The following is a 19,048-nucleotide window of genomic DNA, read 5'->3' on the forward strand; positions in this document are numbered from 1 at the left end:
GCTCAGCGCGCGCGCAACAGGCTATCGAGCGCGTCCAGTTGCGCCTGCGTGCCGACGTTCTCCCACAAGCCTTCATACAGCTCGCCGCTCGCCAGCCCACGCGCGATCGTCTCGCGGTAATACGGGCTCAGCGCGCGCCGCGTGCCGCGCGGCAGATCACGGAACATGCGCGTGTCGTAGAGCCCGAAACTGCCGAACGTGAGGCGCGGCTGCGAATCGAGCGACAGCACGCCGTCCACGAGACCGAAGTCGCCGTTCGGGTGAAACACCGGGTTCGGTACCATCACCAGATGCATGCCGGGATCGGGCAGCGCCTTCAGCTTACCGGCGCGTGCGTGCAGCGCGGCGTAATCGTATTCGGTGTACACGTCACCGGCCACCGCGACGAAGATGTGATCCGCGCCGTCATCGGTCAGCAAAGGCAGCGCCTGGGCGATGCCGCCCGCGGTCTCCAGCGCTTCGTGCTCAGGCGAGTAGCGCAACTCGACCTGCCAGCGCGAACCGTCGCCGAGCGCGGCTTCGAGCTGCGCGCCGAGCCACGCATGATTGATCACGATGCTGCGGATGCCGGCCCGCGCGAGCCGTTCGATCTGCCACACGATCAGCGGCTTGCCGCCTACTTCGAGCAAAGGCTTCGGGCATGCGTCCGTCAACGGACGCATGCGCTCGCCGCGGCCCGCGGCGAAAATCATCGCTTTCTTCACGGACATCGTCATCGGTCAGAAGGTGTAGCCGATTTCCTGCGCGCGGCCTTCGAGGTCGTCGAGCAGTTTCGCAAACCCGCGCAGCGGCGCGTAACGCTCCGCCACCTTGCGCGCATAGCCGATGAAGCGCGGCAGGTCGTTCATGTAATGCGCCTTGCCGTCGCGATAGTTGATGCGGCAGAAGAGGCCAAGCACCTTGATGTGGCGCTGCAGGCCCATCCATTCGAGCTGGCGGTAGAACTCGCCGAAATCGCCATCCACCGGCAGGCCGGCTTTTTTCGCTCGCTCCCAGTAGTACACGAAGCAGTCGAGTTCGAACTCCTCGTCCCAACTGAGGAACGCGTCGCGCAGCAGCGACACGACGTCGTACGTGATCGGGCCGTACACCGCGTCCTGGAAGTCGAGCACGCCAGGGTTCGGCTCCGCGATCATCAGATTGCGCGGCATGAAATCGCGCAGCATGAAGCTCTGCGGCTGTGCGCGCGCGCTCGCGATCAGCAGCGCGAACGTGCGATCGAGCTGCGCGCGGGTAGCGGCGTCGACCTCGCGCCCAAGGTGCCGGCCGATGAACCATTCGGGCATCAGTTCCATTTCACGATGCAGGAACGCTTCGTCGAACGGCGGTAGCACGTCTTCGCGCGAGCTGAGCTGCCAGCGGACCAGCGCGTCGAGCGCGTCGCGCATCAGCGTGCGAGCCGCGCGCATGTCGCACGCGGCTTGCGCGTCAGTCAGCGCGGCGAGGTACGACGCGGTGCCGAGATCGGTGACGAGCATGAAGCCCGCGTCGAAGTCGACTTCGAGCACGCGCGGCACGTGTACGCCGGCGGCGTCGAGCAACTGCGCGATCTGCGCGAATTCGCGGCATTTTTCGGGCGGCGGCGCGTCGACGGCGATCAGCGTGGCCGCTCCATCGCCTTTCGCGGCCTTACCGGCGAGCCGGAAATAACGGCGGAAACTGGCGTCGGATGAGGCGGGAACGAGGGTGTCGGGCTCAAGCGCATGGCGCGCCGCGTGGCCTTGCAGCCAGGCCTTGAGCAGGGAGAGACGGGTGTCGGTGAAATCTTGGGTGGAAGGCAGCGTCATGAAAAGCGGCAGCAAATTCTTGGGGACAACGTCTTGCCATATAATACCCCACGACTTTTTTGACGCGACTCACACGCCAGCTTTCGCGTGCTCCGTTTTACCGCCCGCCTTATCACTCGGCAAATTGGGAATCCAGATGTGCAGCCGACTCTCCCGGTCGCGGTGTGCAGGCGGTGGATCGTGATAACGGAAGCTTGCGCACGAGTCGACTCGCCAAACGATACATGCCGCCCAGACAGCTTTCCGATACCACTCCTTCCTGTGCAGTAGCGCCGCGCAAAAGGCGGCTCGTCGCGGCGTTGATCGCCGTTCCGGGTCTGATGCCCGCGCTTGCGCACGCCCAGCTGACGGGGGAAGCTGCACAGCCGCAACCGGTCTACCCGCCGTGGGGCATGCAACTTGCGCCGCAGCTCGAAGAGCATCCGTTGCAAACGGGCCAGCGGCCGGCCACCTTCGTGCTCGGCGATCACGCGAGCGGCACGATCGACCAGGATCTGGCCGCCAAGGGCTCGGCCGAAGTGCGCCACAACACGTCCGTGATCAAGGCCGACGACCTGCACTATGACCAGGACACGGACATGGCCGATGCGTACGGCAATGTCCACGTGATCAATACCGGCAACACCTTCATCGGACCCGAAGCGCATTTGCGCGTCGATTCGACCGAAGGCTTCATGACCGCGCCGAAGTACCACTTCACGCTGACGGGCGGTTCGGGCAGCGCGCAGCGCGTCGACCTGCTCGACGCCGAGCGCTCGGTGTTCACGAAGGGCACCTACACGGCGTGCGCGTGTACGGACAATCCGGCCTGGTACATCAAGGGCAGCGAGTTCGATTTCGACACCGGCGCGGACGAAGGCGTCGCTTACAACAGCGTGCTGTTCTTCCAGGGCGTCCCGGTGTTCGCGTCACCGTGGCTGTCGTTCCCGTTGTCGGGCGACCGCCGCAGCGGCCTGTTGCCGCCCACGTTCTCGCTGAGCTCGACGAACGGTTTCGAGCTGTCGGTGCCGTATTACTTCAACATCGCGCCGAATCGCGATCTGACCGTCACGCCACGTCTGATCTCGAAGCGCGGTGTGCAACTGCAGAGCACGTTCCGTTACCTTTCGCCGACGTATTCCGGGTCGATCACCGGTGAATTTCTGCCCGACGATCGCCTGACGAAGACCAATCGCTACGCGCTGTACATCCAGCACAACCAGAATTTCGGTAACGGCTTCGGCGGCTACATCTATTACAACAAGGTTTCGGATAACACCTATCCGCAAGACCTGTCGTCGTCGGTCAACCAGTTCATGAACGGCACCCAGCTCCTGTACCAGCAGGAAGCCGGGTTGACCTACAACAACGGACCGTGGTCCGTGCTCGCGCGCGAGCAGCACTGGCAGACGCTGGAGCCGTCGGTCGCGCCGTACGGCCGCGAGCCGCAGTTGAACGTGAAGTACGCGAAGTACAACATCGGCGGCTTCGACTTCGGCGCCGAAGCCGATTACACGAATTTCCGCATCACCACCGCGGATCTGACCGAAGGCCAGCGGGTGCTGTTCAACCCGTACCTGTCGTATTCGGTGGTGGGGCCGGGTTACTTCGTCACGCCGAAGGTGCAGTGGCACTTTGCGTCGTACAACCTGAACAACATCGGCACCGATCTGGCGAGCGTGCCGGGAGCGCAGAAGAATTTCACCGAGTCGATCCCGACCTTCACGTTCGACACGGGCCTGACGTTCGAGCGCTCGGTGCGCATTTTCGGCGCGGACTTTATCCAGACGCTGGAGCCGCGCCTGTACTACGTGTACACGCCGTACCGCAACCAGAACAACGCGCCGCTGTTCGATACCGCCGAGTCCGACTTCGGTCTAGCGGAGATTTTCACGCCGAACACGTTCGTCGGTAACGACCGGATCGCCGATGCGAACCGCCTGACCGCCGGTCTCACCACGCGCTTCATCAACCCGGCCACCGGCGACGAACGCGCGCGTTTCGTGATCGCGCAGCAGTATTACTTCCGGGATCAGCGCGTCACGCTGGAGCCGACCCAGACCAGCACCGAGGCCACGCATTCGGACCTGATCGCGGGTGCGTCAATCAAGCTGGGCGCTGGTTTCGCTTCGGAAACGGCGTTCCAATATAATGCCGACAATAACCAGCTCACGAAGGCGAGTGTCGGCTTCGGGTTCAGTCCGGAGACCGGCAAGGTCGTCAACGTCGCGTATCGCTACACGCGCGCCAACACCACGCTCGACAACCAGCCGATCAATCAGGTGCTGATTTCGGGCCAATGGCCGCTGTCGCATCGGATGTACGGGGTCGGCCGGTTCAACTACGACGTGGGTGGGCACCGTATCGTCGACGGCCTGATAGGCCTGCAATACGACGCGGACTGCTGGACGCTCGGCGCCGGCATCCAGCGCTATGCGAACGGTGTGAACACGTCGGGGCAGAATCAGTCGAGCACGCGGTTTCTGGCGCAGTTGACGTTCAAGGGCCTGTCGAGCGTCGACAACGGACTGATGACCGCGTTCCGCAGCAGTGTGGCCGGCTATACGCCGTTGCCGCCGCCGCCGCCGCCGGAGTCCCGGTTCACCAACCTCGAATGACGGTCGCCCGGTCATTCATCGCTTGCGAAAAGACGGGCGAAGCGCCCGACATCACTGGAGTATTTGTGGCAATCATGAAACAGCTTCGCTTGGCAACGCTCGCGGCGAGTCTCGTCGCTGCGGCGTCTTTCCTTCCGGTTGCGTCGGTGCAGGCGCAGGCGTTGGGCGGCAATAGCGGCCAGACGGTCGACACCATCGCCGCGGTGGTCAACAACGGTGTCATCACGCAGCGCGAACTCGACGAGCGGGCCGGCCTGATCGCGCACCGGCTGAACCAGCAGAACGCCCCGGTGCCGCCGATGGACCAGCTGCGCCAGCAGGTGCTCACGCAGATGGTGCTCGAGCGCATCCAGTTGCAGAAGGCCAAGGAAGACGGCATTACCATCGACGACGCAGCCGTGCAGCGCACGCTCGAGCGTCTCGCGCAGGCGAACAACATGTCGCTCGAAATGTACCGCGCGCGCATCGAGGCGCAAGGCGTGCCCTGGACCACCTTCATGAACGACGCGCGCACGGAGTTGACGCTGTCGCGTCTGCGCGAGAAGGAAGTGGACAGCAAGATCACGGTGACGGACGCCGAGGTCGCGAACTACATCGCCAGCCAGCGCGGCCCGGGCGCCGGCCAGACGAACGACCTGCACATGCAGCACATTCTCGTGAAGGCGCCGCTGAACGCGTCGCAGACCGACATCGAGGCGGCACAGAAGAAAGCAGAGGGGCTGCTCGCCGAAGCGAAGGGCGGCGCGGATTTCGAAAAGCTGGCGAAAAACAATTCGCAGGCGCCGGACGCGTCGAAAAACGGCGGCGATCTCGGCTTCCTCGCACCGTCGAAGCTGCCGCCAGAGTTCGCGAAAGCCGCGGCGGCGCTGCGTCCGGGTGAGGTCAATCCGGAACTGATCCGCACCAACGACGGCTTCGAAATCGTGCGTCTCGTCGAGCGCCGCGCCGGCCAGGGCAACAGCTCGGACGCGCCGAAGCTCGTGCAGACGCACGTGCGCCACATTCTGCTGCGCGTCGGCGACGGTCTGTCCGAACCGCAGGCACGCCAGAAGCTGCTCGACATTCGTGACCAGATCGCCGCGGGCGGCGACTTCGCGAAGTTCGCGCGTACCTACTCGCAGGACGGCTCCGCGTCGCAAGGCGGTGACCTCGGCTGGATCAGCCCGGGCGAGACCGTGCCCGAATTCGAGCGCGCGATGAACTCGCTGCAGGACAACCAGATCAGCAATCCGGTGCGCAGCGAATACGGCTACCACCTGATCCAGGTGCTCGGCCGCCGCGATGCGGAAGGCTCGATTACACAGCAGATGGATCTCGCGCGCCAGGCCATCGGGCAGCGCAAGGCGGAGCAGGCCTACGCCGACTGGCTGCGCGAGCTGCGCGACACCGCGTTCGTCGAAGTGAAGCCGACCGCGGCGAGCGTGCAGTAACAGAGCTAATGTCATGACAAGCGCTGCCGAGTCCGTCCACCGCCCGCTGCAGATCGCGATCACGACCGGCGAGCCCGCCGGCGTCGGTCCCGAGCTGAGCGCGCAGGCGCTGGCCGGCGCGGCGGCACACTGGCCCACCGCGCAGTTCACCGTGCTCGGCGATGCTGCGCTGCTCGCTGAGCGGGCGCGCGCGGTCGGCGTCGACTGGGCCGCGCTCATCGCGCAGGGCCCGCGCGTGCGGGTCGAGCATCGTGCGCTCGGCGCGCCGTCGCAGGCGGGCAAGCTCGACGCCGCGAACGGCCGCTATGTACTCGATCTGCTCGATGCGGCCATCGACGGCGCGGTGGCCGGCACGTATGACGCGATCGTCACCGCACCGCTGCAAAAAAGCACGATCAACGATGCCGGGGTGCCGTTCACCGGCCACACCGAGTATCTGGCCGAGCGCACCCATACGCCGCGCGTCGTGATGATGCTCGCGGGCACCGGCAAGCGGCCGTTGCGCGTCGCGCTCGCGACCACGCATCTGCCGTTGAAGGACGTGTCGGCGGCCTTGACGATCGAAAGCCTCGTCGAGACGCTGCGTATCATCGATCACGACCTGCGCCACCACTTCGGCTTGCCCGCGCCGCGCATCCTCGTGACAGGGCTCAATCCGCACGCGGGCGAAAACGGCTATCTGGGCCGCGAGGAAATCGACGTGATCACGCCTGCGTTGCAGCAGGCGGACGGCGAGGGCATCGACGCGCGCGGTCCCTATCCGGCCGACACGCTGTTCCAGCCGCGTTACCTCGAAGAAGCCGACTGCGTACTCGCGATGTTTCATGATCAGGGCCTGCCGGTGCTGAAGTATGCGACGTTCGGCGAAGGTATCAACGTGACGCTCGGCCTGCCGATCATCCGCACGTCGGTCGACCACGGCACCGCGCTCGATCTGGCCGGCACCGGCCGCGCCGACGCGGGCAGCCTGATCGCCGCGATCGACACGGCGGTGTCGATGGCGCAGCAGCGTCGCGCGGGCTGAGGCCGAGGTCCAGGTTACGTGAGCGGTTGCGGCGCGCGGCGCCGTATTTCCACCGTGACGTATTTCATTCTCAAGCAGTTTTCTTTCTAGCGTTTCTTCGATGTCCACCAGCAGACAGCAAGGCCGGCACCAGGGCCATCTCGCGCGCAAGCGTTTCGGTCAGAACTTTCTGGTCGACATGGGCGTGATCGATTCGATCGTCGACGTGATCCGGCCGCAGCGCGGCGAGCGCATGGTCGAAATCGGGCCGGGCCTCGGCGCGCTGACCGAGCCGCTGATCGAGCGGCTCGCCACAGCCGAGGCGCCGCTGCACGCCGTCGAACTGGACCGCGATCTGATCGGCCGTCTGAAGAAGAAGTTCGGCGACCTGCTCGAACTGCACGCGGGCGACGCGCTCGAATTCGACTTCGGCTCGCTCGCGGCGCCTGGCGAGAAGGCGTCGCTGCGCATCGTCGGCAATCTGCCGTACAACATCTCGAGCCCGCTGCTGTTTCATCTGGCGGCGTTCGCGGACCGCGTGATCGATCAGCACTTCATGCTGCAGAACGAGGTGGTCGAGCGGATGGTCGCGGAGCCGGGCACGAAGGCGTTCGGTCGCCTGTCGGTGATGCTGCAATACCGCTATGTGATCGACAAACAGCTCGACGTGCCGCCCGAGGCCTTCCAGCCGCCGCCGAAGGTCGATTCGGCGATCGTGCGGATGATTCCGTACGAGCTGCACGAACTGCCGGTGGTCGATGAAAACGTGCTGGGCGAGGTGGTGACGGCGGCGTTCTCGCAGCGTCGCAAGATGCTGCGCAACACGCTTGCCGCACTGCGCGATACGGTCGATTTCGACGCGCTCGGCTTCGATCTGCAACGCCGTGCGGAAGACGTGCCGGTCGCCGAATACGTGAGCGTTGCGCAGGCGGTGGCGGCGCGCTCGGCGGCTGCGCCGGAATAGTCCCGACGCTTACCGCTTCGCCGGTGCGTTGACGAGTGCGATGCCGGTCAGCACCAGCAGCGCGGCGATCAGAAAGCGAGCACTGAACGACTCACCGAGCAACAGCACGCCGAAGGTCACGCCGAACAGCGGCGTCAGAAACGAAAACACCGACAGCCGCGACGCGGTATAACGCGTCAACAACCAGAACCACAGCAGATAGCTGACGAACGCGACGATCACGGCCTGATACGCGAGGCTCGCGAGCGCGAGCGGCGTCACGCTTTCCACGCGTACCTGGCCGAGCCCGAGCGCCAGCGCGAGCAGCACTACCGCCGATACCGTCAACTGATAGAGCAGCGTCTTGCTTGCGCTCGTCTGCGCGAGCCGTGATCCGCGCACGACGACCGTGGTCGCGGCCCACGTGATGCCGGCGAGCACGCCGAGTGCATCACCGGCCGCGCCCGCGAGCGTCGAGCCGTGGGTTGCGCTTGCACCGGGACTGGAGCCCGCGTGCAGGAAGCCGTCGGCGAACGCGAGCGCCATCCCCGCGAACGCGACGGCGATGCCGAACCACTGGATGCGCCGCATGCGCTCGCCATCGACGAACCAGTGCAGGCCAAGCGCCGTGAAGCACGGCGCCGTGTACAGAAACACTGCCATGCGCGACGCGGTCGTCAGCGTCAGGCCGAGAAAGATGCACACGAACTCGGCCGCGAACAGCACACCCGCGAGCAGCCCCGCGCCGAGCGTGCCGTCGTCGCGAAAGAGCGGCGTGCCTCGCGAGCGCGCCCACGCCCATACGAGCAACGCCGCGATCGTCGAGCGCAGCCCCGCCTGAAACACCGGTGGAACCGCCGCATTGGTGGTCTTGATCGCGACCTGTTGAAGCCCCCAGATTGCGCACAGGCCGATCATCAACAGGATGGCGAAGCTATCCGGGGCGCGGCGCGCCGGCAGGGCGGTGGTCGTGCTCATGGCTTTATTTTCATCGTTCTGGCGCCGAGCCCAGGACCCATTAGTCGACTCGGCCCTTCTTCTGTATCAGCTCGATCTTGTACCCGTCCGGATCGGCGACGAAGGCGATGACGGTCGTGCCGTGTTTCATGGGTCCGGCCTCGCGAGTAACGACACCCCCGCGTTTCTTGACTTCTTCGCACGCCGCATAGGCGTCGTCGACCTCGAGGGCGATGTGGCCGTACCCGGTTCCGAGGTCGTACTTGCTCGTGTCCCAGTTGTAAGTCAGTTCGATCGCCGCGCCTTTGGATTCGTCCTCGTAACCGACGAATGCGAGGGTGAACTTGCCGTCCGGGTAGTCGCTCTTCCGAAGCAGGCGCATGCCGAGAACTTCAGTGTAGAAACGGATCGATGCGTCCAGATCACCGACTCGAAGCATGGTATGCAAGATGCGCATGATTAATCCTTTGGTGGTTTGTCGATAAGTGCATTGACATGCGGCGATTGTAAATGATCGCCTCAAACCTTGAGCGAAGCCGCACGGACCAGCCGGCGCCCAGCAAACCCGATGCGCGTTGTCGAAACATTCAACTCGACCTATTCGAACAAAAACGAGACAGCAATAGGTGTTGTGTCCAGTTGCCCGTCTGATATTAGTGTCCAAAACTCAACATCAATCCGGTTTGCCAGATAGTAGTCTGATATATCGGACAATCGATGCGTGACCCGGCGAATGTCGAGCATGCCGAAAGGTGCTGAAGCCGATTTGTCCGCTCCGGAATACTCCTCTCCGTTTAGGACCCTGTCCATGAAACTTGCCCAACGAGGCGCCAAAGCCGCCTTTCTGTTCGCTGTTGCCGGATTGCTCGCAATCACTGGCTGCACCAAGGTTGCCACGCCGGAGCAGGGTGCTGCGGCATCCCCGTCGACGCTTCAGGCCGTGTTGCAGCGAGGCACGCTGCGGGTCGGCGACTGTCTGACGTTCGCGCCCTTCGGGTTCTACAACAAGGATGGCCAACCGGACGGTTATGACGTGGACCTCGCGAAGGAACTCGCGAAGCAGATGGGCGTGAAGCTCGAGGTCGTGAATACGACGAGCGCGAACCGGATTCCGAATCTGCAGACCAGCAAGGTGGACGTCGTGTTCTGCAACTTCACGCGTAATCTGGAGCGCGCGAAAGTGATCGAATTCACGACCCCCTACGTGGTTGCCAGCGAAGCCCTGCTGGTCAGAAAAAAAAGCGGCATTCAGTCGATCAAGGACATGGGCGGTCGCACGATTGCGACGGTCAAGGGCTCGACCAATGGCGACGAAGTTCGCTCGCTGAATATCCCGGTCAAGATCCAGGAATACGACAGCTCGCAGGCCGCGATTCTCGCCGTCAAGCAGGGACAGGCCGACGCGATGATCGAGGACAACAACTTCCTCGCGTATCAGGCCAAGCTCGATCCTGAGCTCGCGGTCACGAACGAAGCGCTAGTCCCGCTCGAATACAACGCGTTCGGCGTCAAGGCCGGCGATCAGGAATGGCTCAGTTACCTGAATCTGTTCCTCTTCAACATCAACGCGTCGAAGCTCAACGCGCAGCTCTACAACAAGTGGTTCGGCACCGATCCGCGCTACCCGCTCAACCCGCAGTTTTAAGGAGCGGGAGATGTCGATGTCCGATGAAACCCGAACGGTCGGGAGTACGTGATGAGTTACGAGTGGCTGACTTTGTGGGGCTACGTGCCTGAGTTTTTGAGTGCGAGCTGGTTGACGTTGCAGGTGACCGTTCTGGCTTTCGTATTGGCGGTACTGCTTGGTCTGCTGACCGCGGTCGCCGGTGCTTCTCCGCTCGCGCTGATTCGGTGGATCGCCCGTGGCTACGTTGAAATCATCCGCAATACGCCTGTACTCCTGCAGATTTTCATCGTTTTCTTCGGTCTGCCATCGGCGGGTATTTCGCTCGACGCATACTGGGCGGGCGTCATTGCGCTCGGCCTGAACGTTGGTGCTTACCTATCGGAAGTGTTCCGCGCAGGCATCCAGTCGGTGCCGCGCGGTCAAATCGAGGCCGCCGGCATTCTCGGACTCGAGCGCGCGCAGATCTTCGCGGAGGTCGTGCTGCCGCAGGCCACGCGCGCGGTCTATCCGGCCATCGTCAACTACCTGATCCAGTTGCTGCTCGGCACGTCGTTGCTGTCCGCGATCGCGTTGCCGGAGTTGACCGGCACGGCGACCGTGATCAATTCGCGCACGCTTCTCTACCTTCAAACGTTCAGCGTGACGCTCGTCGCTTATCTCGTGCTCAGCAACGTACTGTCCTGGCTCGCGGACCAGCTCGGAGCGCGAATCTTTCATCCTCCCCTCGTCATGCCGGCGCGCAACGGTTTCGGGCGAGGATTCATGCGCCGGACGAAGCGGGCCTGATTCCCGGATTGGAGTTGGATCATGTCAGTCGAATTACTGAAAACCAGTCTCTCGATCCTGCTGCAGGGGCTGGTGACGACGCTGGTGCTGTCCGTTGCGGCCATCGTGGGCAGCACGCTGATCGGCCTTTTCGCCGCGGTGTTGCGCTCGTTCGGACCGTGGGGCACGCCCCGCATCGCCAGGCTCTACACGGAGCTGTTTCGCGGCACGCCCGTGCTGATCACGCTGATGTTCATCTATTTCGGCGTGTCGTACTTCGGTTATGCGATCGATGTGTTCGCAGCTGGCGTCATTGGCTTGAGCGTGTACCAGGGCGCCTACATCGCCGAAATTTTCCGCTCAGGGATCGAATCGGTACCCAAGGGCCAATGGGAGGTATCGCAAATCCTTGGCCTCACGCGGGCTCAGGCGTTCTCGTTCGTGGTGCTGCCGCAGACCGGAAAGATCGTGCTGCCGCCTCTCGTCGGGCAGTATCTGTCGCTCATCAAGGACACGTCGATCGTCAGCATGATCGGCATGTCCGAGTTGATGCACGGTGGCCAGGCCATTGTCGACCGAATCGGAAAGCCCGTGGAAATCTACGGACTCGTCGCGCTCATTTACTTCGCCGTGTGCTTCCCGCTCTCGCAATGGGTACGCCACCATGACCGCAGGAGATTGTCGTGAGCAACCAAAGCCAACCCAGGCCCATCATTTCACTGACGGGCGTCAGCAAAGCATTCGGTTCGACCCGCGTGTTGAACGAAATCAATCTCGAGGTCCGCCCGGGTGAAGTGCTGGTGCTGATTGGCGCGTCCGGCTCGGGCAAGAGCACCGTCCTGCGAATCATGGCGGGACTGGAGACGACCGATTCCGGCGAGGTCTGGGTTAACGACGTGCCGTTGCATGATCCGCGCCGGGCACCTGAGATTCGTGGCCATGTCGGCATGGTCTTCCAGCAGTTCAATCTGTTTCCTCACAAGACGGCGCTCGGCAATGTCACGCTCGCGCTCATCAAGGCGCGCCGCATGAGTCCGGCCGATGCGCGCAAGCGTGCGATGGACGTGCTCGACCGCGTCGGGCTCGCGGACCGCGCGGAACATTATCCGAGCCAGCTGTCGGGCGGTCAGCAGCAGCGTGTGGCGATTGCGCGAGCGCTCGCGGTCGAGCCCGGCATCATGTTCTTCGACGAGGCGACGTCCGCGCTTGACCCGGAGCTGGTCGGCGAGGTCACCGAGGTGATGCGCGGACTCGCCCGAGACGGCATGACGATGGTCGTCGTCACGCATGAAATGGGCTTTGCCCGCAAGACTGCCGACCGCGTCGTGTTCATGGACAAGGGTGTCATCGCCGAGCAGGGCGATCCGGAACAGATCTTCGTCAATCCCGCGAACGAACGCACCCGGCAGTTCCTGCATCGCGTTCTCGACCATTGACGTCGCGCGGCCTGAAAGTCGCTTTCGCGGGTGTGCCGCGCGATACACTCACGTCGCTTGAAACACAACCGGTCGGATGAACGCTTTACGGAGTGATTGCATGGCTGTTACAGAATCGTCACGGGCGAGAGGCGTGGACCGCGTCATCGAGATCTTCCGGCAATTGCATATCGCCCAACGCCCGCTGACGATGCGCGAGTTAATCGAGGCAACCGGCGCGCCGCGGTCGAGCATTTACGAGTTGGTGGCGATTCTCGCGGAGGTGGGCTGGCTCGAGACGGCGGGGGATGGGAGCGTGTTCTTCGGGCGCGAGATGCACTACTACGGGTCCGACTATGCAACCCACAACGATCTGATCAGCCGCGCGCATCAATCCATTCTGGCATTGGTGAGGAAGTACGATGAGACCACGCAGCTGTGCATGCTGGAAGGCAACAAGTACACGGTCGTGTTGTCCGAGCAAAGCGCCCGGCCATTCAACATCAGTTCGGACATCGGCGTGAGAGTGCCGATTCCGTGGACCGCCACGGGCCGTCTGCTGCTAGGCCACCTTAGCGCCGACGAGATTCGCGCGCTCATTCCGGCGGAGGATTTCGTCCTCGACAACGGGGTGAGTATCGGATTCGCCGAATTCCTGAAGGACGTGCAGGCCGCCAAAGAGCAGGGCTATTGCTGCACCGAAGGACTCTCGAATGCGTTCAGGCTTTGTATGGCGGCGCCGATTCGCGATCGCGCGGGCCTGCCGATTGCAGCGCTGTGTTTCATGACCGGCCGCGACACGAGCCCGGACAGACGCGGCGCGATGCTCGACGATCTATTGCAGTCCGCGAAGGCGCTCTCGCAGAGATAGCATCTTGCGTTCGATGCGCGGCGAGCGGTTTGCCGCCCGGCTTCAAAGCGTCGGCAACAACTCCGGCGGATGCGACTTCAGCGTCTGCCGCGCCTCGCGGAATTCCGGAAAAATCGATTCGACCGTCTGCCAGAAGCGAGGACTGTGATTCATCTCGCGCAGATGCGACAGCTCGTGCGCGACGACGTAGTCGATGATCGACAGCGGAAAGTGAATCAGCCGCCAGTTCAGGCGGATCTTGCCGTCGCTCGAACAACTGCCCCAACGCGTCGCCGCGGAAGATAGCGCATACGCGCGATAGTTGACCCCGAGCTTCTGTGCGTAAATCGCAAGACGCTCGCCGAACACCCGCTTCGCTTCGCCCTGCAGCCAGCCCTGCACCCGATCCTTGATCTGCTGCGGATCGGCTTGCAACGGCAGCGGCAATTGCAGCGCTGCGTGCTCGGCGCTGTACGCGAGCATGCCTCGCGGTGCGCCGAGCGTCACGCGCACCGGTTGACCGAGGTAGGGCACTTCGGCGCCGTCTTTCCAGTCGATCTTCGGCAACGCACGCTGCTCGACGCGCGTTTGCCATTCGATCAATTTCGTGAAAATCCAGCGCTGTTTTTCGGTGATCGCGGTTTCGATATCGGTGAGCGTGACCCAGCGCGGTGCGGTGATCGTGAGGCCGGTGCTGTCGATCGCAAAGCCGATCGAGCGGCGTGAGGAACGCTTGAGCGCGTAGTACAGCGTGCGTGAACCGATGGTGAGACTGCGCAGCTTGCTGCCGTCCGGCGCGAGCGGCACGGCGGGCGGCATGACCGGCGCTGAGTCCGATGAACGAGGCGCGGAAGGTGAAGGAGACGACGACGTGGACCCCGGCTCGGCGAAGAGCGGGAGATCGAGCTGCCGGTTTTCAAGCGCCGCGGCGGGCTGCGGCGTGGGAGACTTCTGCATCGGCTTCGCTTCGCGCAATACGCCTTCCGGCTTCGAAGGCGTGGCGCGTCAGATGGGAGCGGCGGCGGAACCACCTGCCGCTGCGCTATAGGCAGTCGGATCGATGCGGCGCATTTCGGCTTCGATCCACTGTTCGACGCGCGTGTTCACTTCTTCGGGCGTGAGCCCCGTCGTGTCGATCGGCTTGCCAATCGACACCGTGACTATACCCGGATATTTCGTAAACGAGTTACGCGGCCACACGCGGCCCGCGTTGTGTGCGATCGGCACCACGGGCGCGCCGGTCGCGATCGCGAAGCGCGCGCCGCCGGTCTTGTACTTGCCCTGCTTGCCGGTCGGCGTGCGCGTGCCTTCCGGAAACATGATGACCCACGCGCCTTCGGCCATGCGCAGCTTGCCCTGGTTCGTGACCGATTCGAACGCGTATTTGCCTTCCTTGCGGTTGATGTGAACCATCTTCAGCATGCCGAGGGCCCAGCCGAAGAACGGCACGTACAGCAGTTCGCGCTTGAACACGTAGCACAGCGGGCGCGGCATGAGCGCTGGAAACGCGATCGTTTCCCACGCCGACTGATGCTTCGACAGCAGCACGGCCGGACCGGTGGGCAGGTTCTCGAAGCCTTCGATGCGGTAGCGGATGCCGTTCAGGAAGCGCACCGTCCACAGTGTGAGACGGCACCAGCCGGCCGCCATCCAGTAGCGGTTTTCCGCGCGCAAAAACGGAAACGCAATAAAGCATGCGGTCGCGTACGGCACGGTGGCGACAACGAAATAAATCAGCAGCAGCAGGGAGCGGATAAAGCGCATCGGCGTGGTCGGTGAGGGTTGGAAACGCGCGGTGCGCGGGTCACTCGTGGACGCGGGCAAGGAAGTCGAGCGCGAACGCGCGCAGGTCGTCGTGCACGAGCGTGCCTTCGGGCAGGCCACCGGCCGCGAGGGTCTTGCGACCCTTGCCCGTCAGCACGAGGTGGGTCGGATGACCGAGCGCCGCACCCGCCTGCAGATCGCGCAGCGAATCGCCGACCGTCGGCGTATGCGCCGGATCGATCTCGAATCGCTCGGCGATCATCTTCAGCATGCCGGGCTTCGGCTTGCGGCACTCGCAGTGATCTTCCGCCGTGTGCGGGCAGAAGAACACCGCGTCGATGCGCGCGCCGACGGACGCCGCCATCCGATGCATCTTCAGATGCATCGCGTTCAACGCGTCCATGTCGAACAGACCGCGGCCGATGCCCGACTGGTTCGTCGCGATCGCAACGCGATAGCCCGCCTGGTTCAGGCGCGCGATCGCTTCCAGTGCGCCAGGCAGCGCGACCCATTCGTCCGGCGACTTGATGAACGCGTCGGAGTCGACGTTGATCACGCCGTCGCGGTCGAGGATCACCACTTTCTTGATCGGCATGGCGCGGTGCTCAGGCGGCGAGTCGGGAAATGTCGGCGACGCAGTTCATCTGCTGATGCAGCGCGCCGAGCAGAGCCAGACGGTTCGCGCGCAACGCCGGGTCTTCGGCGTTGACCATTACGTCGTTGAAGAACGTGTCGACCGGTTCGCGCAGCGCGGCGAGTGCCGTGAGCGCGCCGGTGTAGTCGCGCGCGGCCAGTTGCGACTGCACGCGCGGCGTCACCTGTTCGAGCTGCGCGTTCAGTGCCTTCTCCGCTGCCTCGGTGAGCAACGCGGGCTGCACGCCGCCGTTCGTCACGCCTTCCGACTTCTTCAGGATGTTCGAGATGCGCTTGTTGGCCGCCGCGAGCGATGCTGCTTCGGCGAGCGACGCAAATTCGCGTACCGCGTCGAGGCGCGCGACGATGTCGTCGAGCCGCGTCGGGTTCAGCGCGAGCACTGCGTCGATTTCACTGGCCGCGTGGCCGCGTTCGCGCAACAGGCCGCGCAGGCGGTCCATGCTGAATTCGTAGATCGCGTCGGTCGAGTCGGCGACGTTCGCCACGCCGGCGAATTGCGCATAGGCCGCACGCAGTAGCTCGACGAAGTCGACGTTCAGTTGCTTCTCGACCAGAATGCGCAGCACGCCGAGCGCATGACGGCGCAGCGCGAACGGGTCTTTCTCGCCGGTGGGTTGCAGGCCGATGCCCCAGATGCCGACCAGCGTTTCGAGCTTGTCCGCGAGCGCGACGACCGTGCCGGTCGCGGTGGTGGGCAATGCGTCGCCCGAGAAGCGCGGCTGATAGTGCTCCGAGCACGCGAGCGCGACTTCTTCCGGCTCGCCGTCGTGGCGCGCGTAGTACGTGCCCATCGTGCCTTGCAGCTCGGGGAATTCGCCGACCATGTCGGTGATCAGGTCGGCCTTCGCGAGACGCGCGGCGCGCTTCGCGAGCGCGACGTCGGCGCCGATCAGTCCGGCGATCGCGCCGGCCAGCCCTTCGAGCCGCTCGACGCGTTGCAGCGCCGAGCCGAGCTTGTTGTGATAGACGACGTTCGCGAGCAGCGGCACGCGCTCCGCGAGCGGCTTCTTCTTGTCCTGCGTGAAGAAGAACTTCGCGTCGGCGAGACGCGGACGCACCACGCGCTCGTTGCCTTCGACGATCTCGACCGGCGTCGCCGTCTCGATGTTCGATACGATCAGGAAGCGCGAGCGCAGCTTGCCGTTCGCATCGGTCAGCGCGAAGTACTTCTGGTTCGTTTGCATCGTGAGGATCAGGCATTCCTGCGGCACTTGCAGGAATTCGTCCTCGAAGCGGCACTCGTAGACGACCGGCCATTCGACCAGCGACGTCACTTCGTCGAGTAGCGCTTCGGGCATCACGACCTGGTCGTCACCGGCCTGCGCGAGCAGTTGCGAGCGGATCGCTTCCTTGCGCTTCGCGAAGCTCGCGATCACGCGGCCCCGGTGTTCGAGCGTTTCGGCATACGTCTGCGCATGCTGGATCTGCACGAAGCCTTCGGACAGGAAGCGGTGGCCGAGCGTGGTGTCGTCGGCGTCGATGCCGAGCGCGGTGACGGGCACGATTTCCTCACCGTGCAGCGCGGTCAGACGATGCACCGGGCGCACGAACTGCACGCTCGAACCGTCCGGGCGTTGATACGTCATCACCTTCGGAATCGGCAGCTTCGCGAGCGTTTCGTCGAGCACGCCCTGCAGGCCGTCGGTGAGCGTCGCGCCCGGCGCGGCGTAGCGCAGGAAGAACGCCTCGGCCTTGCCGTCCGGCGCGCGTTCGAGGTCGTTCACCGTGAAGTCGGGGAAGCCGAGCGCGGCGAGCTTCTTCGCGAGCGGCGCGGTGGGCTGGCCGTCCTTATCGAGTGCGACGGAAACGGGCAGCACTTTTTCGCGCACGTGTTTTTCCGGCGCGACCGCGCGCACGTTGTGAATCGTCACCGCGAGGCGACGCGGCGTGGCATAGCGTTCGAACGACGGCTCGCCTTCGATCAGGTCGCGCGCCGCGAGGCGCTGCGCAATGCCTTCGGCGAAGGCGTCGCCGAGGCGCGCGAGTGCCTTCGGCGGCAGTTCTTCGGTCAGCAGCTCGACGAGCAGGGTAGCGTGTTGAGATTGAGTCATTGGTTGAAGTTCTCGTCAGTCCTGGTCGATCTTGCGTTCGACTTTCAGCGGCGGCGCCCACGCGGGCATCGCGGCTTCCTGCTCGTCGGTGGTGAGGCCGGGCACGCCGTGCACCGGGTTGCCGAGCATCGGGAAGCCGAGCTTTTCGCGCGAGTCGTAGTAGGCCTGCGCGACCAGACGCGACAGCGCGCGAATCCGGCCGATGTACGCCGCTCGTTCCGTGACCGAGATCGCACCGCGCGCGTCGAGCAGGTTGAACGTGTGGCCGGCCTTCAGCACGAGCTCATAGGCGGGCAGCGCGATCTGCGAGTCGATCATGCGCTTCGCTTCGGCTTCGTAGCTGTTGAAGAACGTGAACAGCAGATCGACGTTCGCGTGCTCGAAGTTGTAGGTGGACTGCTCGACCTCGTTCTGGTGGTACACATCGCCGTAGGTCAGGCGGCGCAGTTCGGGGCCGTTCGGGCCTTGCTCTTCCCACTCGGTCCAGACGAGGTCGTAGACGTTCTCGACCTTCTGCAGATACATCGCGAGGCGCTCGAGACCGTAGGTGATTTCGCCGAGCACCGGCTTGCAGTCGAGACCGCCGACCTGCTGGAAGTACGTGAACTGCGTCACTTCCATGCCGTTCAGCCACACTTCCCAGCCCAGACCCCACGCGCCGAGCGTCGGGTTTTCCCAGTCGTCCTCGACGAAGCGCACGTCGTTCTGCTTCAGGTCGAAGCCGAGCGCTTCGAGCGAGCCGAGGTACAGATCGAGAATGTTTTCCGGCGCGGGCTTGAGCACCACCTGGTACTGGTAGTAGTGCTGCAGGCGGTTCGGGTTCTCGCCGTAACGGCCGTCCTTCGGGCGGCGCGACGGTTGCACGTAGGCGGCGCGCCACGGCTCGGGGCCGATCGCGCGCAGGAACGTATGGACGTGGGACGTGCCCGCGCCGACTTCCATGTCGATCGGCTGGAGCAACGCGCAGCCCTGCTTGTCCCAGTAGGACTGCAAGGTCAGGATGATTTGCTGAAACGTGAGCATGAAGTGCCTTTCGGGCATGGGGCCATGCCGCGTGTGCCTAAGCGCGCGACGGGGCCGTGGAGCGAAGTGCTAAACCCGAGATTTTAACGGAAAGGAAGGGGGGCGGCCCGATTTGCGGGGTCGGACGGGCGCGGATGCGGTTTCTGGGCGACAGATGGGATGAGACGGGCCGTGAAGGGCCC

General features: G+C 64.0%; 18 protein-coding genes. 9 read left to right on the forward strand and 9 right to left on the reverse strand.

Features of this window, described 5'->3' with window-relative positions; genetic code table 11:
* Positions 1-2: 2 nt before the first annotated feature.
* Both murU and L0U81_RS02290 read right to left on the reverse strand, forming a co-directional pair.
* Entirely contained in the window at positions 3-716 is a 714-nt protein-coding gene (gene murU / locus L0U81_RS02285) for an N-acetylmuramate alpha-1-phosphate uridylyltransferase MurU (RefSeq protein ID WP_233799974.1), read from the reverse strand.
* Between the two features lie 3 nt (positions 717-719).
* Positions 720-1,787 carry an aminoglycoside phosphotransferase family protein gene (locus L0U81_RS02290; RefSeq protein ID WP_233799975.1) on the reverse strand — a complete coding sequence of 356 codons (1,068 nt, stop codon included), beginning with the start codon at positions 1,785-1,787 and terminating at the stop codon, positions 720-722.
* A gap of 224 nt (positions 1,788-2,011) precedes the next feature.
* Here L0U81_RS02290 and L0U81_RS02295 point away from each other — a divergent pair, with 224 nt between their 5' ends.
* From L0U81_RS02295 to rsmA, 4 genes are all read left to right on the forward strand, one after another.
* Positions 2,012-4,384: an LPS-assembly protein LptD gene (locus L0U81_RS02295; RefSeq protein WP_233799976.1), complete on the forward strand. Its 2,373-nt coding sequence runs from the start codon at positions 2,012-2,014 to the stop codon at positions 4,382-4,384.
* 65 nt (positions 4,385-4,449) lie between these two features.
* On the forward strand, positions 4,450-5,814 hold the full coding sequence (locus L0U81_RS02300) for a peptidylprolyl isomerase (protein ID WP_233799977.1): 1,365 nt from the start codon (positions 4,450-4,452) through the stop codon (positions 5,812-5,814).
* 13 nt (positions 5,815-5,827) lie between these two features.
* Positions 5,828-6,838 (forward strand): 4-hydroxythreonine-4-phosphate dehydrogenase PdxA, encoded by a 1,011-nt coding sequence (gene pdxA / locus L0U81_RS02305; RefSeq protein WP_233799978.1) that lies wholly within the window; start codon positions 5,828-5,830, stop codon positions 6,836-6,838.
* 100 nt (positions 6,839-6,938) lie between these two features.
* A complete protein-coding gene (gene rsmA, locus L0U81_RS02310; protein WP_233799979.1) occupies positions 6,939-7,781 on the forward strand; it encodes a 16S rRNA (adenine(1518)-N(6)/adenine(1519)-N(6))-dimethyltransferase RsmA in 843 nt (280 codons plus the stop codon).
* 9 nt (positions 7,782-7,790) lie between these two features.
* On the opposite strand, the gene L0U81_RS02315 is transcribed toward rsmA, so the two are convergent.
* Positions 7,791-8,738, reverse strand: coding sequence for a DMT family transporter (locus L0U81_RS02315; RefSeq protein ID WP_233799980.1), 948 nt, complete (start codon positions 8,736-8,738; stop codon positions 7,791-7,793).
* A gap of 40 nt (positions 8,739-8,778) precedes the next feature.
* Complete coding sequence (gloA, locus tag L0U81_RS02320) at positions 8,779-9,174, reverse strand: lactoylglutathione lyase (RefSeq protein WP_233799981.1); 396 nt, start codon at positions 9,172-9,174, stop codon at positions 8,779-8,781.
* A 351-nt stretch (positions 9,175-9,525) separates the two neighbouring features.
* Between gloA and L0U81_RS02325 the strand changes: the two genes are divergently transcribed.
* The 5 genes from L0U81_RS02325 (at position 9,526) to L0U81_RS02345 (ending at position 13,395) form a co-directional block, all read left to right on the forward strand.
* The gene (locus L0U81_RS02325) at positions 9,526-10,362 is read left to right on the forward strand and encodes an ABC transporter substrate-binding protein (protein ID WP_233799982.1); all 837 of its coding nucleotides are present in this window, start codon (positions 9,526-9,528) and stop codon (positions 10,360-10,362) included.
* Positions 10,363-10,413: 51 nt separating this feature from the next.
* Positions 10,414-11,130, forward strand: coding sequence for an amino acid ABC transporter permease (locus L0U81_RS02330; RefSeq protein WP_233799983.1), 717 nt, complete (start codon positions 10,414-10,416; stop codon positions 11,128-11,130).
* A 21-nt stretch (positions 11,131-11,151) separates the two neighbouring features.
* Entirely contained in the window at positions 11,152-11,796 is a 645-nt protein-coding gene (locus L0U81_RS02335; protein ID WP_233799984.1) for an amino acid ABC transporter permease, read from the forward strand.
* The gene (locus L0U81_RS02340) at positions 11,793-12,545 is read left to right on the forward strand and encodes an amino acid ABC transporter ATP-binding protein (protein ID WP_326489812.1); all 753 of its coding nucleotides are present in this window, start codon (positions 11,793-11,795) and stop codon (positions 12,543-12,545) included. The genes L0U81_RS02335 and L0U81_RS02340 overlap by 4 nt, the downstream gene beginning before the upstream one ends.
* Positions 12,546-12,645: 100 nt before the next feature.
* On the forward strand, positions 12,646-13,395 hold the full coding sequence (locus L0U81_RS02345) for an IclR family transcriptional regulator (protein WP_233799985.1): 750 nt from the start codon (positions 12,646-12,648) through the stop codon (positions 13,393-13,395).
* A gap of 42 nt (positions 13,396-13,437) precedes the next feature.
* On the opposite strand, the gene L0U81_RS02350 is transcribed toward L0U81_RS02345, so the two are convergent.
* The 5 genes from L0U81_RS02350 to glyQ are packed head-to-tail and all read right to left on the reverse strand — an operon-like array spanning position 13,438 to position 18,866.
* Positions 13,438-14,331 (reverse strand): M48 family metallopeptidase, encoded by an 894-nt coding sequence (locus L0U81_RS02350; RefSeq protein WP_233799986.1) that lies wholly within the window; start codon positions 14,329-14,331, stop codon positions 13,438-13,440.
* A gap of 48 nt (positions 14,332-14,379) precedes the next feature.
* Complete coding sequence (locus L0U81_RS02355; protein WP_233799987.1) at positions 14,380-15,138, reverse strand: lysophospholipid acyltransferase family protein; 759 nt, start codon at positions 15,136-15,138, stop codon at positions 14,380-14,382.
* Positions 15,139-15,178: 40 nt separating this feature from the next.
* Positions 15,179-15,733, reverse strand: a complete 555-nt coding sequence (gene gmhB, locus L0U81_RS02360; protein ID WP_233799988.1) for a D-glycero-beta-D-manno-heptose 1,7-bisphosphate 7-phosphatase — start codon at positions 15,731-15,733, stop codon at positions 15,179-15,181.
* Positions 15,734-15,743: 10 nt separating this feature from the next.
* Positions 15,744-17,843 (reverse strand): glycine--tRNA ligase subunit beta, encoded by a 2,100-nt coding sequence (glyS, locus tag L0U81_RS02365; protein WP_233799989.1) that lies wholly within the window; start codon positions 17,841-17,843, stop codon positions 15,744-15,746.
* A 15-nt stretch (positions 17,844-17,858) separates the two neighbouring features.
* Positions 17,859-18,866: a glycine--tRNA ligase subunit alpha gene (glyQ, locus tag L0U81_RS02370; protein ID WP_233799990.1), complete on the reverse strand. Its 1,008-nt coding sequence runs from the start codon at positions 18,864-18,866 to the stop codon at positions 17,859-17,861.
* Positions 18,867-19,048: the final 182 nt, after the last annotated feature.

Origin of the sequence: Paraburkholderia sp. HP33-1, assembly GCF_021390595.1 — a bacterium.
Classification (GTDB): Bacteria; Pseudomonadota; Gammaproteobacteria; order Burkholderiales; family Burkholderiaceae; genus Paraburkholderia.